General features: G+C 71.2%; 22 protein-coding genes and 1 pseudogene. 11 read left to right on the top strand and 12 right to left on the bottom strand.

Features of this window, described 5'->3' with window-relative positions; translation table 11 throughout:
• Positions 1 to 8: 8 nt before the first annotated feature.
• On the top strand, positions 9 to 1,034 hold the full coding sequence (locus tag IF55_RS27700; protein WP_030889860.1) for an ATP-dependent 6-phosphofructokinase: 1,026 nt from the start codon (positions 9 to 11) through the stop codon (positions 1,032 to 1,034).
• Positions 1,035 to 1,122: 88 nt separating this feature from the next.
• On the opposite strand, the gene IF55_RS27695 is transcribed toward IF55_RS27700, so the two are convergent.
• The 3 genes from IF55_RS27695 to IF55_RS27685 are packed head-to-tail and all read right to left on the bottom strand — an operon-like array spanning position 1,123 to position 3,428.
• Positions 1,123 to 1,764 (bottom strand): TetR/AcrR family transcriptional regulator, encoded by a 642-nt coding sequence (locus IF55_RS27695; RefSeq protein WP_030889863.1) that lies wholly within the window; start codon positions 1,762 to 1,764, stop codon positions 1,123 to 1,125.
• Positions 1,765 to 1,810: 46 nt separating this feature from the next.
• A complete protein-coding gene (locus IF55_RS27690; RefSeq protein ID WP_030889865.1) occupies positions 1,811 to 3,211 on the bottom strand; it encodes an amidase in 1,401 nt (466 codons plus the stop codon).
• Complete coding sequence (locus tag IF55_RS27685) at positions 3,198 to 3,428, bottom strand: hypothetical protein (protein WP_030889867.1); 231 nt, start codon at positions 3,426 to 3,428, stop codon at positions 3,198 to 3,200. Before IF55_RS27685 ends, IF55_RS27690 begins: the two co-directional genes overlap by 14 nt.
• Before the next feature lie 133 nt (positions 3,429 to 3,561).
• On the opposite strand from IF55_RS27685, the gene IF55_RS27680 reads away from it, so the two are divergent.
• Both IF55_RS27680 and IF55_RS27675 read left to right on the top strand, forming a co-directional pair.
• A complete protein-coding gene (locus tag IF55_RS27680; RefSeq protein ID WP_078645313.1) occupies positions 3,562 to 4,944 on the top strand; it encodes an MFS transporter in 1,383 nt (460 codons plus the stop codon).
• Between the two features lie 48 nt (positions 4,945 to 4,992).
• The gene (locus IF55_RS27675; RefSeq protein WP_030889873.1) at positions 4,993 to 5,895 is read left to right on the top strand and encodes an MBL fold metallo-hydrolase; all 903 of its coding nucleotides are present in this window, start codon (positions 4,993 to 4,995) and stop codon (positions 5,893 to 5,895) included.
• 115 nt (positions 5,896 to 6,010) lie between these two features.
• On the opposite strand, the gene IF55_RS27670 is transcribed toward IF55_RS27675, so the two are convergent.
• Complete coding sequence (locus IF55_RS27670; RefSeq protein WP_030889876.1) at positions 6,011 to 6,604, bottom strand: TetR/AcrR family transcriptional regulator; 594 nt, start codon at positions 6,602 to 6,604, stop codon at positions 6,011 to 6,013.
• 101 nt (positions 6,605 to 6,705) lie between these two features.
• Here IF55_RS27670 and IF55_RS27665 point away from each other — a divergent pair, with 101 nt between their 5' ends.
• From IF55_RS27665 to IF55_RS39545, 6 genes are all read left to right on the top strand, one after another.
• Entirely contained in the window at positions 6,706 to 7,485 is a 780-nt protein-coding gene (locus IF55_RS27665; protein ID WP_030889881.1) for an SDR family NAD(P)-dependent oxidoreductase, read from the top strand.
• Between the two features lie 30 nt (positions 7,486 to 7,515).
• On the top strand, positions 7,516 to 7,701 hold the full coding sequence (locus IF55_RS27660) for a hypothetical protein (RefSeq protein WP_030889884.1): 186 nt from the start codon (positions 7,516 to 7,518) through the stop codon (positions 7,699 to 7,701).
• A gap of 1,058 nt (positions 7,702 to 8,759) precedes the next feature.
• Positions 8,760 to 9,149, top strand: coding sequence for an SCP2 sterol-binding domain-containing protein (locus IF55_RS36090; RefSeq protein ID WP_051776228.1), 390 nt, complete (start codon positions 8,760 to 8,762; stop codon positions 9,147 to 9,149).
• A 166-nt stretch (positions 9,150 to 9,315) separates the two neighbouring features.
• Positions 9,316 to 10,533 (top strand): acyl-CoA dehydrogenase family protein, encoded by a 1,218-nt coding sequence (locus tag IF55_RS27650; protein WP_030889890.1) that lies wholly within the window; start codon positions 9,316 to 9,318, stop codon positions 10,531 to 10,533.
• Positions 10,534 to 10,599: 66 nt separating this feature from the next.
• Complete coding sequence (locus tag IF55_RS39550) at positions 10,600 to 11,757, top strand: hypothetical protein (RefSeq protein WP_030889892.1); 1,158 nt, start codon at positions 10,600 to 10,602, stop codon at positions 11,755 to 11,757.
• 44 nt (positions 11,758 to 11,801) lie between these two features.
• Positions 11,802 to 12,764 (top strand): ThiF family adenylyltransferase, encoded by a 963-nt coding sequence (locus IF55_RS39545; protein ID WP_063764051.1) that lies wholly within the window; start codon positions 11,802 to 11,804, stop codon positions 12,762 to 12,764.
• Between the two features lie 255 nt (positions 12,765 to 13,019).
• On the opposite strand, the gene IF55_RS27635 is transcribed toward IF55_RS39545, so the two are convergent.
• Positions 13,020 to 13,667 carry a TetR/AcrR family transcriptional regulator gene (locus IF55_RS27635; protein WP_030889899.1) on the bottom strand — a complete coding sequence of 216 codons (648 nt, stop codon included), beginning with the start codon at positions 13,665 to 13,667 and terminating at the stop codon, positions 13,020 to 13,022.
• A gap of 110 nt (positions 13,668 to 13,777) precedes the next feature.
• Here IF55_RS27635 and IF55_RS27630 point away from each other — a divergent pair, with 110 nt between their 5' ends.
• Entirely contained in the window at positions 13,778 to 16,147 is a 2,370-nt protein-coding gene (locus IF55_RS27630) for an MMPL family transporter (RefSeq protein WP_048832546.1), read from the top strand.
• Positions 16,148 to 16,258: 111 nt separating this feature from the next.
• On the opposite strand, the gene IF55_RS27625 is transcribed toward IF55_RS27630, so the two are convergent.
• The 4 genes from IF55_RS27625 to IF55_RS27610 all read right to left on the bottom strand — a co-directional run bounded on the left by IF55_RS27625 (position 16,259) and on the right by IF55_RS27610 (position 20,592).
• Positions 16,259 to 17,563 (bottom strand): hypothetical protein, encoded by a 1,305-nt coding sequence (locus tag IF55_RS27625; RefSeq protein WP_048832544.1) that lies wholly within the window; start codon positions 17,561 to 17,563, stop codon positions 16,259 to 16,261.
• 100 nt (positions 17,564 to 17,663) lie between these two features.
• Positions 17,664 to 18,248 (bottom strand): DUF6114 domain-containing protein, encoded by a 585-nt coding sequence (locus IF55_RS27620; RefSeq protein ID WP_030889907.1) that lies wholly within the window; start codon positions 18,246 to 18,248, stop codon positions 17,664 to 17,666.
• A gap of 111 nt (positions 18,249 to 18,359) precedes the next feature.
• The gene (locus IF55_RS27615; protein WP_030889911.1) at positions 18,360 to 18,998 is read right to left on the bottom strand and encodes a DUF6230 family protein; all 639 of its coding nucleotides are present in this window, start codon (positions 18,996 to 18,998) and stop codon (positions 18,360 to 18,362) included.
• 601 nt (positions 18,999 to 19,599) lie between these two features.
• Complete coding sequence (locus IF55_RS27610) at positions 19,600 to 20,592, bottom strand: tetratricopeptide repeat protein (RefSeq protein WP_030889913.1); 993 nt, start codon at positions 20,590 to 20,592, stop codon at positions 19,600 to 19,602.
• Positions 20,593 to 20,896: 304 nt separating this feature from the next.
• On the opposite strand from IF55_RS27610, the gene IF55_RS27605 reads away from it, so the two are divergent.
• On the top strand, positions 20,897 to 21,553 hold the full coding sequence (locus tag IF55_RS27605) for a TetR/AcrR family transcriptional regulator (protein WP_030889917.1): 657 nt from the start codon (positions 20,897 to 20,899) through the stop codon (positions 21,551 to 21,553).
• A 193-nt stretch (positions 21,554 to 21,746) separates the two neighbouring features.
• On the opposite strand, the gene icmA is transcribed toward IF55_RS27605, so the two are convergent.
• From icmA to IF55_RS27590, 3 genes and pseudogenes are all read right to left on the bottom strand, one after another.
• Positions 21,747 to 23,447, bottom strand: coding sequence for a coenzyme B12-dependent isobutyryl-CoA mutase large subunit (gene icmA, locus IF55_RS27600; RefSeq protein ID WP_030889919.1), 1,701 nt, complete (start codon positions 23,445 to 23,447; stop codon positions 21,747 to 21,749).
• Between the two features lie 243 nt (positions 23,448 to 23,690).
• Positions 23,691 to 24,029, bottom strand: coding sequence for a DUF3817 domain-containing protein (locus IF55_RS27595; protein ID WP_030889922.1), 339 nt, complete (start codon positions 24,027 to 24,029; stop codon positions 23,691 to 23,693).
• A gap of 414 nt (positions 24,030 to 24,443) precedes the next feature.
• Positions 24,444 to 24,950 (bottom strand): annotated as a pseudogene (locus IF55_RS27590) (MarR family winged helix-turn-helix transcriptional regulator); the annotation flags it as partial.
• Positions 24,951 to 25,226: the final 276 nt, after the last annotated feature.

The following is a 25,226-nucleotide window of genomic DNA, read 5'->3' as shown; positions in this document are numbered from 1 at the left end:
ACAGCACGATGCGCATCGGAGTTCTCACCGCAGGCGGCGACTGCCCCGGCCTCAACGCTGTCATCCGGTCGGTGGTGCACCGCGCGCTCGTCGGCCACGGCGACGAGGTCATCGGCTTCGAGGACGGCTTCAAGGGCCTCCTCGACGGACGGTTCCGCAAGCTCGACCTCGACGCGGTCAGCGGCATCCTGGCCCGCGGCGGCACCATCCTCGGCTCCGCCCGGCTGGAGCGCGCCCGGCTGCGCGAAGCGTGCGAGAGCGCCCAGGACTTCTCCCGCGCGTACGGCATCGACGTCCTCATCCCCATCGGCGGCGAGGGCACCCTGACCGCCGCCCGGATGCTCTCCGACGCGGGCGTCCCGGTGGTCGGCGTCCCCAAGACCATCGACAACGACATCTCCGCCACCGACCGCACCTTCGGCTTCGACACCGCCGTCGGCGTCGCCACCGAGGCCATCGACCGCCTCAAGACCACCGCCGAGTCCCACCAGCGCGTCATGGTCGTGGAGGTCATGGGACGGCACGCGGGCTGGATCGCCCTGGAGTCCGGCATGGCCGGCGGCGCGCACGGCATCTGCCTGCCGGAGCGCCGGTTCGAGGTCGGCGACCTGGTGAAGATGGTCGAGGAGCGCTTCGACCGCGGCAAGAAGTTCGCCGTCATCTGCGTCGCCGAGGGCGCGCACCCCGCCGAGGGCTCGATGGACTACGAGCGCGGCGCCATCGACCAGTTCGGCCACGAGCGCTTCGCGGGCATCGGCAACCGGCTCGCCGTCGAGCTGGAGAAGCGCCTCGGCAAGGAGGCCCGCCCCGTCATCCTCGGCCACGTCCAGCGCGGCGGCACCCCCACCGCGTACGACCGCGTCCTCGCCACCCGCTTCGGCTGGCACGCCGTCGAAGCCGCCCACCGGGGCGACTTCGGCAACATGACGGCGCTGCGCGGCACGGAGATCACGATGGTGCCGCTGGCGGAGGCGGTGACGGAGCTGAAGACGGTTCCGGAGAGCCGGATGAACGAGGCGGAGTCGGTCTTCTAGGAGGGCTTGAGGGGGGAGGGCGACCGGCCGCTCCCCCCTGGGCCGCTCGGCCCGGGGTCGCTACGGCCGGACTGCTACCGCTGGGCTGCTACGGCCGGGCCGCTTCGCCTTCACCTTCGGCTTTGCCTTCATCTTCGCCATCGCCTTCGCCTTCGGCTTCGCCGAGGAGGTCGGCCACGAGCCTGCGGGCGTACGCCGGTTCGAGGCCGGCAGGGCGGAAGAGGATGCGGTACATCAGAGGGGCGACGACGCGGTCCATCACCGTCTCGACGTCGGGGGCCGCCTCCTCGCGCCCGTCGCGGTCCTCGCGGTCGAGCACCCGGGCGAGGATGACGTCGACCTGTTCGGCCGCGTAGGCCGAGCACTGGCCGGCGTTGCTGCCGTCCGGGTCGCCGAGCAGCGCGTCGCGGATGTAGGCGCGGCCCGAGGGGGACGACATCTCGTCGAGGAACTGTTCGGCCCAGGCCGTCAGGTCCGAGCGCAGGTCGCCGAGGCGCTCCGGCTCGGTCTCGGGCCGCAGCCGCTCCACCGCGACGTCCGACAGCAGTTCCTGGAGGTCGCCCCAGCGGCGGTAGATCGTCGAGGGGGTGACCCCGGCGCGCTGGGCGACCAGCGGCACGGTCAGCGCGTCGCGGCCCTGCTCCGCCGCGATCTCACGGACGGCGGTGTGCACCGCCGCCTGGACCCGGGCGCTGCGCCCGCCCGGGCGCACCATCTGCTTACGACTCATAACGCCACCTTAAAGCACAGTCCTTGCTTTTAGAGGGGCGCCGCGTTCAGGCGACGGGCGCGAGCGAACGGGCGGACTGGGTCCGTTCGTAGGCGTGGCCCACGCGCAGCAGCGCCTGCTCGCCGAAGGGCCGCCCGAGGAGCTGCATGCCGATCGGCATGCCCGCCGTGTCATGGCCCACCGGGACGGACAGCGCGGGCACCCCGGTGATGTTGGCCGGGGCGGACAGCCGTACGTAGGCGTCGGAGACGGCCTCGGCCGTACCGTCGGCCCAGGTGACCGTCGTCTGGTCGGCCTTCACCGCGGTCATCGGGACCGACGGCGCGGCGATCACGTCGACCTCCTCCTGCATACGGGCCCACTCCTCCCGCATCAGCGTCCGGGAGCGCTGGGCGCGCAGGTAGTCGCCCGCGCCCATCAGCTCGCCGGCCTCCAGGAGGATGCGGACGTCCGCCTGGTAGCGGTCGGGGACCGTGCGCAGCGTGCCCTCGTGGTAGGCGGTGGCCTCCGGCACCATCAGCCCCCATTGGGTGGCCTGGATGTACCGGGTCATGGGGATGTCGACATCGACGAGGCGGGCCCCGAGCGCGGCGAGTTCCGCGATGCCCCGGCGGACGGCGGCCTCCACCTCCGGGTCGACGTGGTCGAAGTAGTAGTCGCGCGGCACCCCGACCCGTACGCCCGTCAGGTCCGGCTCCCCTTCCGTCAGGTGGGCGGCGTGGTCGAGGGCGGGCAGGTCCAGCGAGGCGGGGTCGCGCGGGTCGTGTCCGGCGAGGACGCCCAGGACGAGGGCCGCGTCCTCGACGGTGCGGGTGACGGGGCCGACGTGGTCCAGCGACCAGGACAGGGACGTGACGCCGTGGCGCGGCACCAGGCCGTAGGTGGGCTTGAGGCCGACGACGCCGTTGAGAGCCGCGGGGACCCGGATCGAGCCGCCGGTGTCGGTGCCGAGGGCGAAGGTCGCCGCGCCGGCCGCCACCGCGACGGCCGATCCGCCGCTGGAGCCTCCGGCGACCCGGCCCCGGTCCCAGGCGTTGCCGGTCTGCGGGGTGGTCAGGCCGTAGGCGAACTCGTGGGTGTGGGTCTTGCCGACGAGGACGGAGCCCGCGGCGCGGAGCCGGGCGGCCACCGTGCTGTCGGCGGCGGCGCGGTGCCCCTCCCGGACCCGGGAGCTGGCGGAGGTGGGCGAACCGGCGACATCGATCAGGTCCTTGAGCCCGGCCGGGACGCCGTGCAGGGGGCCGCGGAACGCGCCGCGGGCCGCTTCCCGCTCGGCCTCGCGCGCCGCGGCACGGGCATGCTCCGCGGTGACGGCGACGTACGCCCCGACGTGCGGGTCCACCGTGCCGATGCGGTCGAGGACCGAGTCCACCAGCTCGACGGGGGACAGCTCGCGGGCCCGTATCCGCCGCGCGGCGTCGGCGAGGGTCAGCTCATACGGCTGCATCGTGCTTCTCCTTTCCGGCGCGGTAGGCACCGGCTGTGGCGCGGTAGGCGCCGGCGGGCGGGGTGTCGCCGAAGTCCAGTTCGCGCAGGACCGCGACGACGGAGTGGATGTGGTTGGCGGTGGCGGCGGCCGCGGCGTGGCGGTCGTCGGGGAGGTGGAGCCCGGCGCGGGCGGCCCAGCGGGCGGCCTCGGGCGGTGTGAGGTCAGCGGGGGACACGACTTCTCTCCTGGTCAGGGGTGTGGCGACGGAGCACTCCGAGCCAAAAGCTAACGGTTTGCGTTAACCCGACTGTAGGCTCTACGGTCTCTTAAAGCAAACCCATTGCGTTTACGAAGGGAGTCTCAGCCCCATGCCCAGCGTCTTGTCCGACGCGCAAGCGCCGCGCCGCGCCCGACGAGCGGCCCGCGCCCGGTCGGCTGTCCTGGCGGTGGCGGGTGGCGACGCGCACCACACCGGTCGGGCCGCCCCCGTCCAGACGGGGGTACGTCCGCACTCGGCCAACCCCGCCCGTACGCAGCCCCGTACACGGCCGCGTACGGCGAACCGCGCGGCCTCCTTCGCCCTCGACGCGTCGATCCTGGCGGCCCTGCTGGCCGCGTCCAGCGCGCCGACCCCGCTCTACCCGCTCTACCAGGACCGATGGGGCCTCTCCGCGCTCGCCGTCACCGTCGTCTTCAGCGCGTACGCCCTGGCGCTGCTGCTGGCCCTCCTCACCACCGGCGCGCTCTCCGACCACCTCGGGCGGCGCCCCGTCCTGGCCGGCGCGCTGACCGTGGCCGCCGCATCCATGGCTCTGCTGGCCACGGCGGACGGCGCGGTGTCCCTGACGATCGCCCGGGTCCTGCAAGGTCTGGCCACCGGCGCGGCCACCAGCGCCGCGGGCGCGGCCCTCCTCGACCTGGAGAACCCCCGGCGGCCGGGCCGGTCCGCCCTGACCAACAGCGTGACCCCGGCCGCCGGGATGGCCGCCGGCGTGCTCGTCTCCACCCTGCTCGTCCGCTACGCCCCCACCCCCACCGTCACCGTCTACGCGCTGCTGGCGGCGGTGTTCCTCGCCCAGGCGATCGGGGTCGCGTTCATGACGGAGACGGCGCACCGCCATGCCGGCGCGCTGCGCTCCCTGCGCCCGCGGCCCAGCGTTCCGGCGACGGTCCGCCGCACCCTGCCGGCCGCCGGCGCCGCGGTCGCCACGGTCTGGGCGCTGGGCGGCTTCTACTCCTCGCTCGGCCCGGCCCTCGTACGGCTGGTGGCCCCCGACGCCCCGCAGGCGGCCCGCGGGATGGTCTTCTTCACCCTCAGCGCCACCGCCGCGCTCACCGTGTGGACGCTGCGCCGCCGGGCGCCCCGCGCCACGCTGACCGGCGGCGGCCTGGCCGTCCTGCCCGCCGCGGCCCTGACCCTGACCGGCCTGCACGGCGCCGGGCTGCCCGCGGTCTACGGCGGCGCGGCGCTGGCGGGCATCGCCTTCGGCGCGGTATCCCAGGGGGCGATGCGGATGCTCCTCGCCTCACTCGCCGAGCGGGACCGCGCCGCGACGCTGGCCGCGTACTACATCCTCAGCTACCTCTCCATGAGCCTGCCCGCCATCGCCGCGGGCGCCGCGACCCAGCGCTACGGGCTGGGGGCCACCGCACACGCCTACGCGATCGGCGCGGCCGTGCTCGCGCCGGCGGCCCTCGCGACGCTGAACGCGACACGGCGCCGGACGCCCGACGCCGCCACCTCCCACTGACCCGCCCGAAGAATCCGCAGAGAACGCAGAGAACGAAAGAAGCCCGCCATGCACACCGCCCCCACCACCTCCGCCACCCCCTTCTGGACCGTAGGCGGCATCACCGTCCACCGCGTCGACGAGATCGCCCTGCCGCCCGCGACCGGCCCCTGGCTGCTGCCCGACGCCACGTCCGAGGTGGTGAATGGCCAGGACTGGCTGCACCCCCACTTCGCCGACGAGGACGGCATCCTGCGCATCGACAGCCACAGCTTCGCGTTCGTCGTGGACGGGCTGCGCGTGCTCGTCGACACCGGGATCGGCAACGGCAAGGAGCGGGCCAACCCCGCCTGGCACGACCTGCGGACGGACTTCCTGGAGCGCCTGACCGTCGCCGGCTTCCCGCCGGACTCCGTCGACCTGGTGGTCCTCACCCACCTGCACGCGGACCACATCGGCTGGAACACCCGGCGGGTGAACGGCGCTTGGGCGCCCACCTTCCCCAACGCCCGTTACGTCACCGCCCGCGCCGAGCGGGAGTTCTGGGCCACGTACGACATGGAGGAGGCCCGCGCGCAGATGTTCCGCGACTCCGTGATCCCCGTCGAGGAGGCGGGCCTCCTGCACACGGTCGACGTCCCGGCCGAGGGCGTCGAGATCGCCCCGGGCGTGCGCCTGATCCCGACCCCCGGCCACACGCCCGGCCACGTGGCGGTGGAGCTGACCAGCGAGGGCCACACGGCGCTGATCTCGGGCGACTGCGTCCACCACCCCGTCCAGCTCACCCACCCCGCCATCGGCGCCTGCGTCGACATCGACCCCCAGCGGTCCGAGGCCACCCGCCGCACCCTCCTCGCCTCCCTCGCCGACACCGACACCCTCCTCCTCGGCACCCACTTCGCCGCCCCCACCGCCGGCCACGTCATCACCCACGGAGCCGCCTACCGGCTGGACCCCGTCCCCGCTTCCTGACACGCGCAGACGAGTCGGTGGCCGGTTCGGAGCCGGGTGCGCGCGCGACGGCAAGTCGCCCGCACCCGTGGCCGGAGCCCGCGCCCGAGGGAAAGCCAGGGGGCGCCCTCGGGTCTCATACGCCGGAGGTGGAGACGCCCCTCGCCCAGGCGTGTGCGGCGGATGCGGCGACCCTGTCGATACGGGAAGAGTCGACGACATGGTGCAGGTTGCCGCCGAGAGCCAGGGAGGCCACTCCGTGCGCGATCGCCCATAGCTCGGCGGCGCGGCCCACCACCTCCTCCCGGGGGACGTGGGGCTGGAGCGCCGCCTCCAGCCGTTCCTGGACGCGCCGTGTCTGTTCCAGCAGTTCGGGGTGGGACGCCTTGTCGATTCCGGAGGCGAACATGACCTCGAACCGGGCCGGGTCCTGGCGGGCGAAGGCCACGTAGGCGACGGCGATCCGCGCCGCGCATTCCGGGAGCGGTTCCTCCAGTACGAGCGCCGCGAATTGCGTTTCCAGTTCGGTGAAAGCGAGCTGGGCAGTGGCCGCGAGCATCGCGTCACGGTCGGCGAAGTGCCGGTAGGGAGCCGAGATGGACACCCCGGCCCGGCGAGCGGCCTCGGAGACGCTGAACCCCCGCGCCCCGCGCTCCTTCACCAGTTCCCTGGTCGCCCGCAGCAGCGCGTTGCGCAGGTCGCCGTGATGGTACGTGTTGCGCCCGGCCATGAAACCTCCTGATGTTGAAGCCTCTCACATTCTCGCCTACCCTCAAAGTGAGAGGTTCTTACATAGGCGTGGCCGACGGCGCCACGGACGAGGAGAGACCCATGCAGTACACGGATACGACCGCTCTGGTGACAGGTGCGAGTTCCGGGATCGGCACCGAGTTCGCACGCCAGTCGGCCCGTCGCGGTGCTGACGTCGTACTCGTCGGGCGGCGGGAGGACGCGCTGCGGGAGCTCGCGGCCGAGATCACCGCACAGACCGGGCGTACGGCCTGTCCCGTGGCTTTCGACCTGGGCGTCGAGCGCGGCGGGCAGCTCCTCAAAGAGCGGCTGGACGGACTCGGGGTCCGGGTGGACACCGTGGTCAACTGCGCGGGCGCGGGGCTGACCAAGCCGTTCGCGGACTCCACCGCGGACGAGGTGCGTGCGCAGTTGCAGCTCGACATCAACGCCGTGGTCGAGACGTCTCACGCGTTTCTGCCGGATCTGGTCGCCTCCGGGCGGGGGGCGCTGCTCAACATCGGCAGCCTGACGGGCTACATGCCGATGCCGGGCATGGCCGTCTACAGCGCGGCCAAGGCGTTCGTGATCCGCTTCACCGAGGCCCTCGCGTACGAGCAGCGCGCATCGGGCCTGACCGTGATGGCGGCATCCCCGGGACCGACGAGCACCGGGTTCTACGCGCGCTCCGGCACCAGCACCCAAGGCGCCCGGTTCCAGACGCCGGAGCAGGTGGTCACCACCGTGCTGGCGGCACTCGACCGGCGCACCCCTCCGGCCAGCATCGTGTCCGGCCGCGTGAACCGGCTCGTCAGCCGCCTCGTCCCGCTGTTCCCGACCCGGACCGTGCTCAAGATGTCCGAATCCCGCTCGGCCACCTGAACCGGCCCCGCTCCGCCATCTCCACCCTGCTTGGACACTCACGCCCACCTGTGGGAGGCCATCATGCGCGGCCTCACCTCCGACGGGAACCTGGTCGGCTTCCTCTGGGGCATCCGCTTCGCCCCCCTCCACACCCCCGAGGACCCGTACGCAGGCGTCTACGCGGGCGCCCTCGCCGCCCTGCACGGCGGCAAGTCGTACGCGGCCCAGCGCTGAGCGATTGAGCAACAGCCCATCACCACAGCCGTCTTCAAGCATTGAACGCCCTCCCGGTGTTCAACGGCGGGTCACATAGGGCCATTCGACAAGGCGCCGCCCCCGTGGAGTCGCGGGGGCGGCGCCTTTCCTGGTTTCGCAACCTAGGTGTATGCGGGGTGAACAGGCCCTGCCCGCAAGGGCTTTGGGCCTTCCGGACATGACCGATGGGACACGGAACGGAAGCCTCGGCTTCGGGTAGATCGTTCTTGACTCAACAGGCGCGCACCTGGCACGCTTCTTGAGTAACCTAAAGTCGGAAACCGACTCTTAGTCAGAACCTGGGGCAGGTTCAGCGCGGCTGGCCGCGCGGGACGGCCGGTGTGACTGCCGGTGGGTTACAGGGCCTCAACGTGCCTAACGGGGAATTACCAAGGGGAAACACGTGTCAGCGTCTGTGTCGTCCGTAATTCGACTTGATCGGGGGATCGCACCACCCGTGCATCTGCGGCCCAAGCCACCAAATCACGCCGTGGACACCACTCTTGACGTGGGAGCGTCCCTACTCACCGGGTGTTCGCCCTGACCGACACACGACCCATCCCCCCACACTCCCCGTCGCCTTCGCGGCGTTCCGCCGGCCTGGCGGCGCGCCCGCCGTCGCGTCGGCGCAATTCACGGCCCTAGGCCGGCGCGCGGTCGCACTGCCGCACTGCCGCACTGCCGCACTGCCGCACTGCCGCACTGCCGCACTGCCGCACTGCCGCCACGGCATTTTTCGTAGCCGTGCCGCCTCCGCGCCGCGCCTTTTACCTCCTCCTCGTATCCGCCCTCACTTCGCAGTGGCTCTTCGAGGCCGCTCGGGGTCGCCTGCCGCAATCCGCCCTGCGTGAACGGCCGCCGTAGTGCCATGCCGTTCCGCGATCCCCCATTCCATCGCCCGCAATGCGGCGCGGCATTTCCTATACCGACCGCACCACCACCGCCACCGCCCGCCTTCCACCGTCGCGGCGGCGCCATTTCCCGTGCCCGACCTATGACCGATCCATGACCGATCCATACCCGTAAGGAGCTTTTACGTGCCCGTATTCGAGTCGTCCGACAAAGCGGTCCGCATCTTCAGCGAACTGTTCACCATCCTCCTCAAGGACGAGACCTTCACCCAGCGCATGCGCGAGTCCGGGATATCCCTCCACCTCATCCAGGTGAAGCCCGACGTCGAACTGTTCGTCACGCCCGACGGCGTGAACGTCGGCGCTCCCCCGGCGCCCGCCGCGATCCGCATCAAGATGAGCAGCGACACCGCGCACAGCCTCTGGCTGGGCAAGCTGCTGATGCCGGTGGCCCTCGCCACCGGAAAGGTGCGTATCAAGGGCAGCGTGGCCAAGGTGCTGGAATTCGTGCCCCTCCTCCAGCCCGCCTTCGACCAGTACCCGACGATCGCCGCCGAAGACGGCCTGCCCGTCTGACGGGCCCCCGCGCCCGCAACTCGTAGGGCCTGCCCGCCCGACGTGGCCGACCCGCGCCCGTACCACCTCGAACACCACCCCTTCCCTGCGGCACCACGCCGACGGTTCCGCATGGCACAGCACCGGGCGTGTCTTTCGCGCGCCCAGAAAGAATGAACGGAAACCCATGAGCGACACTGCCTTCCACAGCGCCCCCGTCGACTTCCTCGCGGAACCGCCGCAGATCCAGGAACTGCGGGCGCGCGTCCGGGAGTTCGTCGACAAGGACGTACGCCCCCGGGTCGCGGACAACGACCGCGCGCCCGCCGAGGAATTCGACTGGGAGCTGGTGCGCCTCGGCCACGAGGCCGGGCTGCTGCGCCTGGTGGTCCCGAAGGAGTACGGCGGGCTGGGGCTGGGCGTGCTCGGTGTGGCGGTGGCCCTGGAGGAGATCGCGGCGGCCTGCGCCGGCACCGCCCTCATCTTCGGCGCGACGCTGCTGGGCCAGGCCCCGGTGCTGCTCTCCAGCGACCCGCGCCTCCAGGCCCGGTTCCTGCCGCTGTTCTCCGGCGACAACCCGGTCCTGGCCTGCAACGCGATCACCGAGGACCAGGCCGGCTGCGACCTGCTGATCCCGCAGAACGCGGAGCACGCCACCGACGTGGTCCAGGCCCGCCGGGACGGCGACAGCTATCTGCTCACCGGCCGCAAGCGGTTCATCACCAACGCCCGGCTCGCGGAGTTCGGCAGCGTGTACGCCAACATCGAGGGCCACCCCGGCGCCACCGGCCTCACCGCGTTCATCGTGCCGCTCGACTCCCCCGGCGTCACCCGCGGCCCGGTCGCCGACAAGCTGGGCTACCGCGCCTGCCTGGGCAGCGAATTGCTCTTCGACAACGTGCGCGTGCCCGCCGAGAACGTCGTCGGCGGCGAGGGCAACGGCATGCTCATCAACATCCAGCAGATGAACATGGCCCGCGCCACCGTCGCCGCGATCTCCACCGGCGTCGCCCGCGGCGCCTTCGACCTCGCCAAGGACTGGTGCGCCGAGCGCGTCCAGGGCGGAGTCCCGCTCCACCAGCACCAGTTCACCGCCCGCAAGCTCGCCGAGATGACCTCGAAGGTCGAGGCCGCCCGGCTGATGTACCTCAAGGCGGCGCAGGCGGCGGACACCGAGATCCCCGCCCCCGCGTACGAGCCCGCCACCGCGAAGCTCTTCGCCGACCAGGTCGCCATCGAGGTGGCGCAGGAGGCCATGTCCCTCATGGGCGCGCGCGGATACCTGCGGGAGAACGCCATGGAGAAGTTCGTACGGGAATCCTTCGGCGCCCGCATCTACGAGGGCACGCCCGAGGTGCTCGCCCTGGCCATCACCGAGGCCCTTTACGCGGAGGACGACTTCTGAGCGCCCGCACCGCCCAGGCCTCATTTCCGTTCTTCCCGTTCTCTCTGCCAACGTGAGGAGCACCAAATGACCACGACGACTCCGCCGGCGGCCGGCTCCGCCCACCCCTGGCTCGTGCCATTGGGCCTTCCCGCCGAAACCGAGGACTCCCCGGCGCCCGCGCCCGCCGAGCCCGAACCGGTCGTTCCCGCCGAACCGTTCGTCCCCGCCGGGGCCGATGCCCCCGCCCAGCCGGTCGCCCCCGCCAAGACCGGATCGCCGGTCGAAAGCGCCCCCGAAGGCACCCTCGAAGATGCCCCCGTCACCGGCCCCGGGCCCGACAGCGGTGTACGCCGCCGCTATATAGCCGACATACTCCGGCTGCACAGCCGGCTCAGCTTCGGCGGCCTCGCCGGCCGGCTGCACCGTACGGATTCCCATGTCTACCGAGCCGCCCACGGCAAGGGCGTCATCACCACGGCCGCGCCCACCGAGGCGATACCCGAGCGCTATCTGCTGGGCCTCGCCGGGTTCCGGCTCTCCGAATATCTGCGGGCGGGCTACGCGAGCGAGGACATCGTCTTCGACAACTCCCTGTTCTGCGAACCGGTGCAGGGAATCCACCAGTCGGATATCCACGTCATCACCACCGATCAGGTGACCGGCCGCATTCTCGGCTATGTCTCGCTCGCACACAGCGAGGACCACTCCCCGCGCCCCCTGGACGCCCCGGACCGCAGGCTGTTCCCCTGCGAACAGGCCCACAATCTGCGGCTGTTGTCGCTGCTCCCGCCCTCCGACGGGCTGACCACGCACTCCGTACGAGAAGTGAAGCGCTTCGTGCAAGCGCACTCCCTCACCGACCGCACCCTGCGGCTGCGCGTCATGCTGGGGCTGCTGGCCGGCATCTCGGGGATTCTCTGCCAGGAGCGCCACACGACCAGAATGCTGATCGGCGACGTGGAAAAACACGTGGCGCTGCGCCACCTGGTTCTCCTGGGCCTCGACGTGCATCTGCTGGACGGGACGACACCGCGCCTCGGCCTGAAGGAACTCATGCACCCCATGTACGTCACCCGCGAGAAGGTGTACCCCTTCCTCGCCCACCTCCCCTCGCCCGAGGAGACGGTCCGCCGCAGCGCCGTGGTCCAGCGGGCCGCCGCGGCCGACGCGCCCTTCAAGGCCGTACGGGACCTGCTGTCCGAACTCTCCGGCTCCGTACAGCACATCGAGGTGGCGGCGTAGTGACTGACATTTCGCTATCCGACGCCTCGGCATCAGGCAGTCGGGTGGCTTCCGACCGGCCGTCGGACCCGGGGCTCGCGATCCCCGCCGACCGCCGCGCCTTCTACGCCGAGTTCACCGTGCGCAACCGCGGCTTCATCTCCACCGCCACCCAGCAGCGACTCGAACAGGCCCGGCTGCTGATCGCCGGCTGCGGCTCGACCGGCGGGGCCGCCGTGGAGCCACTGGCCCGGATCGGCGTGCAGTCGTTCGTCATGGCCGACACGGGCAGCTTTGAGCTGAACAACCTCAACCGGCAGCACGCCGCCTTCGCCGACATCGGCCGGCACAAGGCGAAGGTGGCCGCGGAGCGGGTACGGGCCATCAACCCGTACGCCGAGGCCGAGACCGTCCTGGAGGGCATCACCGAGGACAACGCGGACAAGCTCGTCGCGGGGTGTTCGGTGGTGATCGACGGCGTCGACGTCACCGAGCGCTCGGGCTGGCAGGCCAAGTACGCGCTGCACCGCGCCGCCGCGCGGGCCCGCGTCCCCGTGCTCACGGGGTACGACATGGCGGGCACGCAGTACATCCGGTTCTACGACTACCGGCGGGCGGGGGCCGAGCCGTTCGACGGCAGGATCAGCGCGCACCAGGTCGACCACGGGGTCATCTGGGCGCTGCTCTTCCGCGTCATCCCCACCCGGTTCATCCCCCTGGAGATGCTCAAGAACGCCCGCGAGCACCTGGGCGAGGACGGCTACAGCGTGCCGCAACTCGTCTACGCGTCGCTACTGTTCGGCGCGCTCACCGCCCGGATGACCGCGGAGATCGTCTCCGGGGCGCCGGTCAAGCGCCACGTCGCCGTCAACGCGCACAGCGCCACCCGCCCACTGCCCCGCCGACTGGCAGCGGAACTGGAGAAGCCGCTCGTGCTCATCGGCGGACTCCGCAAGCTCGCTACGCGCAACCGCGCCGCGAGCGACGCGGCACGGAACGGCCGGGGCACCCCCGAAGCGGCTTCCTGAACCACACCCGGCACACGGGAGCCGTACGTACCCGGCGAAAGGGCCGGGCGGGGCGTCACACGATGACCCCCGCCCGGCCCGCCGCACGCTCTTGGACGCCCGTACGTACGGCGCGATTCGACTCGCCCGTACGCCTGAGGCGGCTCAGGGCCCGTACGCCCCGCGCCCGCACGTACGGCACGATTCGACGCACCCGTACGCCTGAGGCAGCTCAACGCCCGTACGCCCCGCGCCCGCACGTACGGCTCGACGGCGTCAGGCCGGCTTCCCCGGCGCCCCCGGCGCCGTTCGCGCCATCGGCTTGCGCAGGCCCTCCAGCATGTGGCCCACCACGACCGACATCTCCTCATAGGTCTGCGTGGGGTTGCGCGCGAAGGCGACCGATGTGGCCGCCTCGCAGAGGGTGCCGAAGACGACGACGGCCGTGGCGTCCAGCGACACGGGCTGGAGCTCGCCCCGCGCCCGTACGGACTCCAGCAGGCCCCGCATGTGCGGCAGGGCCAGCTCCTCGTCGATCTCCCGGCACCGCCGCACGCCGAGGACCTCGGCGGACTGGCGCAGCAGCGACCGCTTGAGCTCGTCCTCCACATAACCGCGCAGGAACGCCCGTACGGCCTCGGCCGCCACGTCCCACGGGGTGGCGCGCTCCCCGGGCACGGCCAGCGCCGCCTCCAGGACCCGCCCGATGGCGTCTTGTTGGGCGACCCGGAACACCTCGTCGAAGATGGCCCGCTTGTCCGCGAAGTGGTGGTAGACGGCGCCCTTGCTGACCCGGGCCGCGGCGGCGAGGTCGTCGATGGACGTGGCGTCGAACCCCTTCTCCGCGAACAGGCCCGAGGCCGCCTCCAAGAGCGCGGCGCGGGTGAGAGCCGCGTATTCCTCACGTCTGGACTTGACTGCCATAGTGCCCCCAAGGATACTCACCGACTGAGGGTCGGTGTTCGACTCGAAGTATTCCCGCTCTCCACTATCCCCACTGCCGCCCGACTTCTCCAGGCTCTGGGAGCCCTCACATGTCTGAACAGCTCTCCACCCCGCCCGCGTCCGCGTCGGCGCCCGCACCGGCGCCCGCGTCTCCGGACGGCGATCCGGCGGACGGCCCGGCGCGCCCGGACCTCGCCGCCCGCGCCTCCCGGCTGATCGGCCGGGCGCGTTGGCCGCTGCTGGGGGTGTGGCTCGTGGCGCTGGCGGTGTGCGGGCTGGGCGCGATGTCCATCGCGGGCTCGCTCAGCGGCGGCGGATGGTACGCGGCCGGGGCCGACTCGACCAAGACCGCGGCCCAGCTCGAACACGGCTTCAAGGGCCGGGGAGCGACGACGGTCACCCTGGTCGTGCACGACAGGCAACACCGCGCCGGCTCCCCGGAGTTCGACAAGCGCGTACGGGCCGTGGCCGCGCAGGTGATCGCCGACCCCGCGCTCAAGGCGACCGAGAGCTACGGCTGGACCACCCTCTCGGCCCAGAACCGCGCCGCCTACGTGGGCAAGGACCAGCGCACGGCGATCGACTCGGTGGCCCTCGCGCTCGACGACGGCACCGCGCGCCGCGAACTCCCCAAGATCCAGAAGAAGGTGGCGGACCGCTTCGGGCCGCAGGGCATGGACGTCTCCCTGGTCAGCCCGTCGTCGTTCTGGGGAGAGGTCAACGACCTGAGCCAGCAGAGCCTGATGAAGGCCGAGCTGATCACGATGCCGCTCATCATCGTCATCCTGCTGCTGCTCTTCCGCAGCGTGGTCGCCGCCCTGGTCTCGCTGGCCGTCGGGGTCAGCGCCATCGTCTTCACCCTCGGCCTGCTCTCCCCGGTGGCCCACCACTACGAGCTGTCGGTCTTCGTGGAGAACGCGGCCACCATGCTGGGCCTCGGCGTCGGCGTGGACTACTCGCTCTTCATGGTCACCCGGTTCAAGGAACAGCTCGCCAGAGGCCAGTCCGTCGAGGCCGCCGTGGCCGCCACCCTGCGCACCTCCGGACACACCGTCATCGCCTCGGGCATCACGGTCGTCCTGGCGATGTGCACGCTGTTCCTGATCGATCTGAACGTCATCCTCTCCATCGCGCTCGGCGCCATCGTCGTGGTCGCCTTCTCCGTACTGGCCGCCGTGCTCTTCCTGCCGGTCCTGCTGCATCTGCTGGGCGAGCGGATCAACGCCGGCCGGGTGCGGCTGCCGCGATGGCTGAGCGGGGGCCGCACCGGCCCCCGGGACGAGGAGTCCAGCCGCTGGTACCGGATCGCGCTGCGGGTGATGGGCCGCCCCGTGCTCTTCCTCGCGGGCAGCGCCGTCGTCCTGATCGCGCTGGCCGCCCCCGCCGCGCAGTTGCGCACCTTCTCCCCCGACGCGCGCATCCTGCCCAGCTCCTCGCCCGTACGGGTCGGCTACGACCATGTGCAGGACGCGTTCGGCGTCGGCCAGACCTCCCCCATCCAGGTGGTCGTCGGCTCCGACCGGCCGCTCGGCGAGAGCGACGAGGCGACGCAGGTCGTGCGCCTCCGCGACCGGCTGCGCGAACTCCCGCACGTCGTACGGGTCGACTCGGCCGTCGACACGCTGCGCACCGCCTCCCCCGACAAGCCCTTCGCCGCCCTGAACGGCTCCGTCCTGGGCCGGCTGCCCGCCGACGCCCGCGACACCGTCCGCCACTTCGCGGCCGCGGACGACCGGAAGACCGTCCTCGAAGTGATCATGGACGACCGCGCGGCGGGCGACGCCGCGCGCACCCTGCTTCGCCAGGTGCAGGACGAGGCCCGGACCCTGACCGGCCCGCTGCACGCGGTGGTCGGCGGCGAGACCGCCGAGGGCATCGACGCCAACCGCGTCATCCAGGACAAGCTGCCGGCCGTCATCCTGCTCATGCTCGTCGCCGTGTACGTGGTGCTGCTGCTGACGTTCCGGTCGCTGCTGCTGCCGCTGAAGGCCATCGCCATGAACCTGGTCTCCATCGGGGCGACGTACGGCGTCCTCGTCCTCGTCTTCCAGCACGGCTTCGGGACCGGCCCGCTCGGCTTCGAGAAGACCGACTACCTCCAGAACTTCGTGCCCGTGCTGCTCCTGGCCCTGCTCTTCAGCCTCAGCACGGACTACGAGGTGTTCCTGCTCGGCCGGGTCCGCGAGGAGTACCTGGCCACCGGCGACAACACCGTCTCCGTCGCCCGCGGCCTCACCCGCACCGCACCGCTGATCTCCGGCGCCGCCCTGCTGATGGTTGCCGTCTTCGGCTCCTTCGGCTTCACCGGCATCGTCCCCATGCAGCAACTCGGCTTCGGCATGGCGATAGCCATCCTCCTCGACGCCACGCTCGTACGCCTGCTGCTCGTACCGGCCGCCATGCGCCTGATGGGGCGCTGGAACTGGTGGCTCCCCGGCCGCCACGAGGGGCCGCGCTGACGCGGAGAGGCCGCGTCGACGCGGAGGGGCCGTGCTGACGCGAGGGGCCGCGTCGACGCGAGTGCCGGGGAACGTCGTGGGTGACGTTCCCCGGCACTTCGCGTGCGGCGGTCACTCCATGCCGCTGTGCAGCCCCGGAATGCGCAGCGTGCCGCCGAACTGGCCCGCCTGGATGGCGGTGAAACCGGTGAAGAAGATCTCCGGCGGCGTGATGGGCGGCGGGAAGTCGGGCGTGAAGGTGACCGGCAGCACCCCGAAGAGATTCCCCTTCAAGCTCTCCGTGTACATGGTGACCCCTCCGTCGATGGTGGAGGTGGTCCCCTTCCCCCCGCGTACGTACGTCCGCAGGCCGCCGACCTCCTGGTCGGCCGACTGGTCGAGGTTGTGGATCGACGCCGAGTCCATCGTGAACTTCAGCGCCTGCTTGGTCCGGCCGTCGGCCGTCCGCAGATTCACCACGCCGTGGTATTTGAGGTTGTGCATCGTGATCAGGTCGGACTTCAGCGTCCACGGCTGATTCGGCAGCCCTACGGGCGTCTGCTCATCCTTGCCGTCGGACTTCTTCTCCACGACACAGGGGTACGGCTTCTTGCCGTCGGCGTCCGGTTCGCCGGAGGGGGTGGCGGTCGGAGTGGGGTCGGGAGATGGGGTGGTGTCGGAGCTGGGGGTGGGAGGGGCCGAGGGGCCCTTCGCGTCGCCCTTGTCGACGTCGTCGGCCTTGGCGTCCTTCTTGCCCTGGTCGCCCTTCTCCGTCTCGTCGGATGACGAGTTCTCGGATTCGGATGACGAGTCGCCGGAAGGCTTGCCGGTGACGGACTTCTGACCCGAAGACTCGTCGGCGGCGGACTTCCCATCGGTCGGCGTGGCCGTCGGGCTCGGTGTGGTCGGCTGTGCGGACTTGCCCGCGGCCTTGCCGTAGCCCCCGTTGAGCAGGTCCTTGATCTTGTCGCCGATGCCCAGGGGATCGAGGGGGTTGCGCGTGGCGGACGGCGAGGGGGCGGGGCTGTGCGGAGAGGCGGGCGGGCTCTTGTCCTCGGACTTTTCCTCGGACTTGCCCTTGGTTTCCTTGTCACCGGAGGCGCTCGGGGAGGGTACGGTGTCGACCTTGCCGGTGACCGTCTTCTCGCCTTTGGGCTTATCGTTGCCCTGGCCGCCCTTGGCCTTGTCGTCGCCTTTATCGTCCTTGGACTTGCTGTCGTCCTGGGGCTTGCTGTCGTCCTTGGCCTTGTCGCCGTCTTTGGCCTTGCTGTCCTTGCCGTCGGCGTCCGCCGTCTGGTCCGGCGCCGTGACGCACGGCCCGTTCTGGAACGGATTCTTCGGCAGCGGCTTGGCCTGGGCGAGTTGGGGCGTGAACCCCAGGCCCATCAACACCGCGCTGGGCATGGCCGCGATGGCGATCGCCTTGCCCGCGGGCACGTGGAACCGAGTCAGCAGAGTCTTCCTCGGCGCCGCGTGCCGCGGACCGGCTCTGTCCCGGTCGGCGGCGGCCTCAGCGCCTCGCCCGTCCTGTTCTTCATCAGGCGGCACGGTACCTCCCGTTCATCGGGCTCGCCCCCGGCAGGTCACCGCCCAGGGAACCGCCCTTACCGGTGTTCTCTCCGCCCTCCGCGGGCCGCGTTCCCGTGTGCTGTTCGCCGGCGCCGTCGGCGCTCATCGCGGCGGTCGGCTCGGCGGTCGGCTCGGACGGCGATCTACGCGCCGGCTTGATGCCCGGCACCCACGACACCCCGAGCGCACCGCCTATGAGCCCCAGGAGGAAACCCACCAGGAAGGCCCCGAAGTTCGACACGACCAAGGAGACCAGGGCCAGCAGGATCGCCGCGACACCGGCGAACACCCGTGACTGCGGCTGGAACCACATGGTCAGGCCGAGCACGATCAGCAGAATGCCGATGATCAGCGAACCCGCGCCCGCCGTAGTCGCCAGTCGGACGGTCAGCGAACCGAGGGTGAGGTTCTGATAAGGGACGTACATGATCGGGACGCCGGCCAACAGCGTCAGCAGGCCGGCCCAGAAGGGGCGTTGTCCGCGCCACCCCCGGAAAGATCGGCGCATTCGGCCAAGCGTGTCGATCAGCCGTGGCCGCGTGTCGGCGCTCATGTCGTACAGCTCCTCAGGACTGGCGAATCGGTGGTACGTGAGCGGGTGTGCGGGCTCGACAAAAGCCGGCGCACGGGTGCGAGGGGCAGTCACCGCCCCGCACCCGTCCGTTCACTTCTTCAGCTTGCACTCAGCGTCGGAGCCCTTGCTGACTTCCATGTGCAGGCCCTTGAGTGTGAACGTGCCGGCGGTGGTCGCCCAAGCGCGCTGCTCGACGTTGTCGAACACCGCGACGTCCGCCTGTTGGGCGAAGGAACCGGGCTTGTACTTCCCCTTCGCTCTGTCGCCCGCCGACGGGCCGGTCTTGGTCTTGTCCACGTCCACACCGATGTCGATGTTTGTGAACTCCGCGTCGGCGTGCAGGTCGTCGGCGTCGATGTACAGCGTCTTGGCCTCGACCGGCTTCTGGCTGCCCGCTTGCAGCTTCATCGTCATCTTGCCGATGAGCGGCACCGGCACGACCACGGACTGGCAGAGATCATTGATCGTTGCCGATTTGAAGCCGACCACAGCCACCGGCTTGTTCTTGTCCTTGCCCGAATTGGTCGTGTCAGCCGCTCCGTACTGGACGAAGTCCTCGCCCACAAGGTGCGAGGCCGTGACCTTGAACTGTTGTCCCGACACACTGAACGAGGCCGCGAGCGCCCCCTGTGACAGGGCGACTCCAATCGCCGCCGTAGCGGCGACGCTCGGCACCATGACGACAGCGAACCGCTTCCATCTGGTCCCGCCACGAGCCAGGGACTCCATGACTTTCCTCCTTCTCGGACGTACATCTCCGGTACGGGCCGCGCTACTTGAGCCGGTCGTCATCCGGGATGGGAGAAGTGCTACGTCCTCGGGAAGGAGAGCGCCGTCATCGGAGGCGCGCACCGCGTTCCGAATCCATTGGCGATCACCCCCGAGCGACAACCACTGGCCGCGCTCCCGCGCAACCTGCTGGACAGGCCCCGCCGATGGCGACGGAGACCCCCCTGTCCACAGACCGGTGGCGGCGCCGCCGGCCGCTCGGTGGGGACCCATGCCCCAAGACGCGACCGGCTGCCGGGCTTCGGGAATGGACCGAGCTTGGCCGATCGTGGTCCATTCCCGGCCGAGGCACAAGGGGCTCGTTACTAGCGAGTAACGGACAGATCAACAATGCTCGACCGACCGCCATCGAGCGGGCACCGACGGTTGCGGCGAAGTGGTCGGAAACAAACGGAGAAATCGCAAAAATCCGGCCATAGCACCGGAGTTCTCTTACTGCGAGTAACAGCGGCCGCGTTTACCAAGTTTTGGTAAAGCGCGGCCGCTGCGTCGTTTGAGACAGGGGTGAGGCGGGAGTGAGCCAGGAGCGGTCAGAAGGCGGTCAGAAGAGCGCTCGGGAGAGCGCCATCCGGGCGGCCGTGACCCTCGGATCGTCGGCGCCGATCACCTCGAACAGCTCCAGCAGCCGGAGCCGGGCGGCCTCGCGGTCATCGCCCGCCGTGCGCTTCACCGTGTCGATCAGCCGGCCGAAGGCGTCCTCGACGTGGCCGCCGACCAGGTCGAGGTCGGCCGCGGCGATCTGCGCCGCCGCGTCCGCCGGGGACTCGGCCGCGGTCTTGCGTACCTGCTGCGGGTCCAGGTCCTGCACCCGCCGCAGCAGTTCGGCCTGGGCGAGCCCCGCCTTGGCCTCCTCATTGCCGGGGTCGTCCGAGAGCACGTTCTTGTACGCCTGGATGGCCCCGCCCAAGTCGCCCTCGTCCAGGGCCTGATGGGCCGCGCCCAGCGCGCTGTCGTACGGGCCGGCGGGCTGCTCCGGGGCCTCGGCGCCCTGCGCGCCGGCCGCGTCGGCGCCCGCCGCCGCGGGGTCGATCGGCGCGCCGACGATCCCGAACCGCTGCTCGGCGACCTGGACGAGCTGGTCCAGCACCTGCCGGATCTGCGCCTCCGGCGCCGAACCCTGGAACAGCGGCAGCGCCTGCCCGGCCACCACCGCGAACACGGCGGGGATGGACTGCACGCCGAACTGCTGGAAGAGCAGTTGATTGGCCTCGACGTCGATCTTGGCGAGCACGAACCGCCCGGCGTACTCGCCGGCCAGCCGGTCCAGCAGCGGGCTGAGCTGCTTGCAGGGCTCGCACCACTCGGCCCAGAAGTCGATGACGACCGGCACCTCGGCGGAGCGCTGGAGCACCTCCTGCTCGAACCCCGCCTCGTCGACGTCGAAGATCAGACGGGCGGCTCCGGCCGCCCCGGCGTCGCCGCCGCCGCGCGCGGCATCGGCGCGCGTCTGCTCCGCCTTCTGCTTCGCTTCCCCGGCCGCCTTCACCGCGGCGAGGTCGACCACTCCACTCATGGACATATTCCGTGGCTGCATGGGCCTATCCTCCCCCTTTTGCGAGGCGATCGGTAAAGCAAGTTGCGCAATGCACGGACCGGGCCCGACCGTAGCCCTCCGCCGGGTTGCGGGGCATACGGTCGCGCACGGCCCGAAAGTCCTGAAAAGCCCCGAAGGGCCAGATCGGCGCCGGGTCCCCACCCATGACGCTTGTGGCTGCCGCTCTTTCGCTACGCCTCGTAGCGTAACTGGAACGACCGACCCGGCAACAGGGCCTCTCCGTGATCTCACTCACGGATTCCACGCCCTGGGACAGTGGACTACCCGGCGGTAAGGTCACCGCATGAATCCCCCCGCCGGCCGTACGAGCCGTACCGGCCGCCCGGGCCGGCCGCGCAGTCCGGAAGCCGATCTCGCGATACTCGCCGCGACCCGGGCGGCGCTCGTCGAACTCGGCTGGTCCAAGCTCACCATGGGAGACGTCGCGGCGCGTGCCGGGGTTGCCAAGACCACCCTCTACCGCCGCTGGGCGGGCAAGAGCGAACTGGTCGTCGACGCCGTCGCCGCCCTCTTCGACGCCCACCTCGACCTCCCGGACCGGGGTAGCCTCCAGGCCGACGTGGAGGACGTGGTCCTGCGGTTCGCCGCCCTCCTGGAGCGCCCGGAGACCAAGACGGCCCTGATGGCCGTCGTCGCCGAGTCCACCCGTGACGACGCGCTGCGCGCCCGTATCCGCTCGGCCATCGTCGACCGGCAGAAGACGCTCGTGCTGCTCGGCCGGGAGCGCGCTCAGGCCCGCGGCGAGCTGCCGTACGAGGCCGACCCCGTCACGGCGGCCCGCAACGCGGACCTGATCTTCGACGTCATCGCGGGCGCGGTGGTGCACCGCGCGCTCGTGAGCGCCGAGCCGGTCGACCCCGACTGGGCCCGCGCCTTCACCGCCCTCCTGGTGGCGGGCCTCCGGGCGGCCCTCCCCCAGCCGCCGCCCGAAGGCCGCTGAGGGCGGGAAACACTGGGAGGGGCAGAGGGAGCCCGAGGCAATACGGACGTACGCCCGTGCTGTGCCGTACCGTGCCGCGCCTTGCCGACCGGACCCCCGTACCGCTCGCCCCGCGCCACCCCGGTCGGCCGGGCCTGCCGCGCCTACCGCCCGTACGCCCGTACCGCTCGTACCGTCCGACGGCCCGTACCGCTCAGAACCCCGCGGGCTCCGTGTACGTGCCCCACTCCTCGCGCAGCGCCTCGCAGATCTCGCCGAGCGTCGCCTCCGCCCGGACCGCCTCCAGCATGGGCTCGATCATGTTCGAGCCGTCGCGGGCGGCGGTGAGCAGGGCGGAGAGGGCGGCCGTGACCTGGGCGTCGTCGCGGGCGGCCCTGCGGGCGGCGAGCGTACGGACCTGCTCCCGCTCGACCTCGTGGCTGACGCGGAGGATTTCGAGGTCGCCCGTGACCGAGCCGTGGTGGCAGTTGACGCCGACGACGCGCTTGTCGCCCTTCTCCAGGGCCTGCTGGTAGCGGAAGGCGGATTCGGCGATCTCGCCGGTGAACCAGCCGTCCTCTATGCCGCGCAGGATGCCGCTGGTGATCGGGCCGATCGGGTGCTGTCCGTCGGGCACGGCGCGGGCGCCGCGCTCCTTTATCTGCTCGAAGATCTTCTCGGCGTCGGCCTCGATGCGGTCGGTGAGCTGCTCTATGTACCAGGAACCGCCCAGCGGGTCCGCGACGTTGGCGACGCCGGTCTCCTCCATCAGCACCTGCTGGGTGCGCAGGGCGATCTCGGCGGCCTGCTCGGAGGGGAGCGCCAGGGTCTCGTCGAGGGCGTTGGTGTGCAGGGAGTTGGTGCCGCCGAGCACCGCGGCCAGCGCCTCCACGGCGGTGCGGACCACGTTGTTGTAGGGCTGCTGGGCGGTCAGCGAGACGCCGGCGGTCTGGGTGTGGAAGCGCAGCCACTGCGCCTTGTCGGTCTTGGCACCGTAGACCTCCTTCATCCAGCGGGCCCAGATGCGGCGGGCGGCGCGGAACTTGGCGATCTCCTCGAAGAAATCGACGTGGGCGTCGAAGAAGAAGGAGAGGCCGGAGGCGAAGGCGTCCACGTCGAGGCCGCGGGAGAGGCCCAGTTCGACGTAGCCGAAGCCGTCGGCGAGGGTGTAGGCCAGCTCCTGCGCGGCCGTCGCCCCGGCCTCGCGGATGTGGTAGCCGGAGACGGACAGCGGCTTGTAGGCGGGGATGCTGCGGGCGCAGTGCTCCATCAGGTCGCCGATGAGGCGCAGGTGCGGCTCGGGCTGGAAGAGCCACTCCTTCTGGGCGATGTACTCCTTGAAGATGTCCGTCTGGAGCGTGCCGTTGAGCACACCGGGGTCGACGCCCTGGCGCTCCGCGGCGACCAGGTACATGCAGAAGACGGGGACGGCGGGGCCGCTGATGGTCATGGACGTCGTGACGTCGCCGAGGGGGATGTCCTTGAAGAGGACCTCCATGTCGGCGGCCGAGTCGATCGCGACGCCGCAGTGGCCGACCTCGCCGAGGGACTTCGGCTCGTCCGAGTCGCGGCCCATGAGGGTGGGCATGTCGAACGCCACGGAGAGGCCGCCGCCGCCCGCGGCGAGGATCATCTTGTAGCGCTCGTTGGTCTGCTCGGCGTTGCCGAAACCGGCGAACTGGCGGATGGTCCACGTCCGGCCGCGGTAGCCGGTGGGGTGCAGGCCGCGGGTGAAGGGGTACTCACCGGGCCAGCCGATCCGCTCGAACCCCTCGTAGGAGTCGCCGGGCGCGGGCCCGTAGACGGGCTCGACCGGGTCGCCGGACAGGGTCGAGAAGTCCGCGTCGCGCTTGCGCGCCTTGTCGTAGCGGGCCTGCCAGCGGCTGCGCCCTGCCTCGATCTCCTGTGCATCCATCGGTCTCTTCGCCTCTCCGCGCCCCGGCGCGAGTCTGTGACGTCGCCTTGATGACGCCGGCGGCCGGTTTCGACCGCACACAGATTTACTAGGACGTCCTAGTAAATGGTCGCGCAAGACCGCCCCGAGCACAAGGGGCGTCGGGGCGGCTGTGGATGGTGCGGCCTGGGGTGGGCTGTGGCCCGGGGTGGTGGGCTGTGGCCCGGGGTGGTGGGCTGTGGCCCGGCGGCCGGCCGGGCGGCGTCAGACCTTCGCGGGCGCGGCGGAGTCGTCCGCCACCAGCGGGGCGAGTTCCCGGGCGACCTTGCGCTCGACGAAGAAGGCGGCGGTCGGGATGGTGCCGGCGATCAGCACCCAGATGAGCTTGCCGAACGGGTACCGGGCCTTGGAGCCCATGTCGAACGCGAAGATCAGGTAGAGGACGTAGAGCCAGCCGTGCGCGATGGCGACGACCTTGGTGAAGTCCGCGGCGCCGTCCATGCCCAGCAGGTACTTGGCGATGCAGCCGAGAGTCAGGAGGACCAGCAGCACGCCGGTGACATAGGCCATCACGCGGTAGCGGGTCAGCACGCTTCGTTTCACTGGGGGTTCCCTCGCCTTGCCGTCTGGGGGCGGCCTCGTCCCGGCCGGGAGCCCGGGGGAAGGGCCCCGGGAGACTGCCGCATGGAGTCGAGCGTAACCGCACGTTCTGGGCGATCTTGCGGCCGGGGGGTGCGAAGTGGCCGTGCGGCCGGCTGTGGGTGCCGGGCTGGGGGCGGGCATGTCGGGCGGCTCGCGCGGCGGCCTGGGGCGGGCTGGTCGGCCGGCTCGCGCGCCGGCCCTGGGCGGGCTGGTCAGCCGGCTCGCGCGCCGGCGCTCCCCTCAGCGTTCCCCGGCGCCCGCCTTCTGCCTTTCCGCCCGGCTTTCTTCCGGGCTGCCCTCCCAGCCTTCCCCCCGCGCACCCTCCAGGTCTTCGTCCTGGCCGGCCCCTGGGCCGTTCCCTTGGCTGTCCCCTTGACGGTCCTCGAAGTCGCCCGCGGCGACCCGCAGCGGGCGGAGCATCGCGAAGATGTCCGTGCACTGGTCCGCGTCGTACGCCCCGAGGCCGAAGTCCATCGCCATCAGGTCGCGGGTCGCCCCCTCGACGACCTCGCGGCCCTTCTCCGTGATGGCGGCGAGCGTGCCGCGCCCGTCGTTCGGGTTGGGCCGCTTGTCCACGAGACCCGACTTGACCAGCCGGTCCACGGTGTTGGTCACGGACGTGGGATGCACCATCAGCCGCTCGCCGATCTTCGACATCGGCAGTTCGCCCGCCTTGGAGAAGGTCAGCAGCACCAGCGCCTCGTACCGCGCGAAGGTGAGGCCGTACGGCTTGACGACGGCGTCGACCTGGCCGATAAGGATCTGCTGCGCGCGCATGATCGAAGTGATCGCGGCCATGGAGGGGACGGCGCCCCACCGCTCCCGCCAGAGCTCGTCGGCGCGGGCGATGGGATCGAACGTGAGGCTGAGGGGCTTCGACACGGGGTCGAGCCTACCGGCCGGTCATATCGTGGTCATGGCCATCCCACACTCCGGAACGCCCACTTCCAGCCAACTCGCGGGCGTGCCGGGCACGCCGCTCGTGTGGTCGGCCACGGGCCGGGCTCGGCTCCCGCGAAGGCTTCGCCGCCCGCGCGGCGGGGCGGGATGCGGCGACGGCCGCCGGGAGAGCGCCACCGCTGGCACGGTTGGCGAAGGCCGGGGGCGGCCTCCGGCCGAGGCTTTGCCGCTTACGCGGCCCAGGGTGGGTCTGCGGCG

It is taken from the genome of Streptomyces varsoviensis (assembly GCF_000718635.1).
Taxonomy (GTDB): Bacteria; Actinomycetota; Actinomycetes; order Streptomycetales; family Streptomycetaceae; genus Streptomyces; species Streptomyces varsoviensis.
The sequence above is the reverse complement of the archived record's forward strand: the minus strand, read 5'-3'. Positions and strand labels throughout refer to the sequence as shown.

Excerpts from the sequence above, each read along its gene's own strand:
- IF55_RS27680 (WP_078645313.1), top strand. The coding sequence starts at position 3,562 with ATGCCCAGCGTCTTGTCCGACGCGCAAGCGCCGCGCCGCGCCCGACGA.
- IF55_RS27650 (WP_030889890.1), top strand. The coding sequence starts at position 9,316 with ATGAGCGACACTGCCTTCCACAGCGCCCCCGTCGACTTCCTCGCGGAA.
- IF55_RS27610 (WP_030889913.1), bottom strand. The coding sequence starts at position 20,592 with ATGCAGCCACGGAATATGTCCATGAGTGGAGTGGTCGACCTCGCCGCG.
- IF55_RS27615 (WP_030889911.1), bottom strand. The coding sequence starts at position 18,998 with ATGGAGTCCCTGGCTCGTGGCGGGACCAGATGGAAGCGGTTCGCTGTC.
- IF55_RS27690 (WP_030889865.1), bottom strand. The coding sequence starts at position 3,211 with ATGCAGCCGTATGAGCTGACCCTCGCCGACGCCGCGCGGCGGATACGG.
- IF55_RS27630 (WP_048832546.1), top strand. The coding sequence starts at position 13,778 with ATGTCTGAACAGCTCTCCACCCCGCCCGCGTCCGCGTCGGCGCCCGCA.
- icmA (WP_030889919.1), bottom strand. The coding sequence starts at position 23,447 with ATGGATGCACAGGAGATCGAGGCAGGGCGCAGCCGCTGGCAGGCCCGC.
- IF55_RS27670 (WP_030889876.1), bottom strand. The coding sequence starts at position 6,604 with ATGGCCGGGCGCAACACGTACCATCACGGCGACCTGCGCAACGCGCTG.
- IF55_RS27605 (WP_030889917.1), top strand. The coding sequence starts at position 20,897 with ATGAATCCCCCCGCCGGCCGTACGAGCCGTACCGGCCGCCCGGGCCGG.
- IF55_RS27635 (WP_030889899.1), bottom strand. The coding sequence starts at position 13,667 with ATGGCAGTCAAGTCCAGACGTGAGGAATACGCGGCTCTCACCCGCGCC.
- IF55_RS27665 (WP_030889881.1), top strand. The coding sequence starts at position 6,706 with ATGCAGTACACGGATACGACCGCTCTGGTGACAGGTGCGAGTTCCGGG.
- IF55_RS27620 (WP_030889907.1), bottom strand. The coding sequence starts at position 18,248 with ATGAGCGCCGACACGCGGCCACGGCTGATCGACACGCTTGGCCGAATG.
- IF55_RS27675 (WP_030889873.1), top strand. The coding sequence starts at position 4,993 with ATGCACACCGCCCCCACCACCTCCGCCACCCCCTTCTGGACCGTAGGC.
- IF55_RS27695 (WP_030889863.1), bottom strand. The coding sequence starts at position 1,764 with ATGAGTCGTAAGCAGATGGTGCGCCCGGGCGGGCGCAGCGCCCGGGTC.
- IF55_RS39550 (WP_030889892.1), top strand. The coding sequence starts at position 10,600 with ATGACCACGACGACTCCGCCGGCGGCCGGCTCCGCCCACCCCTGGCTC.
- IF55_RS27700 (WP_030889860.1), top strand. The coding sequence starts at position 9 with ATGCGCATCGGAGTTCTCACCGCAGGCGGCGACTGCCCCGGCCTCAAC.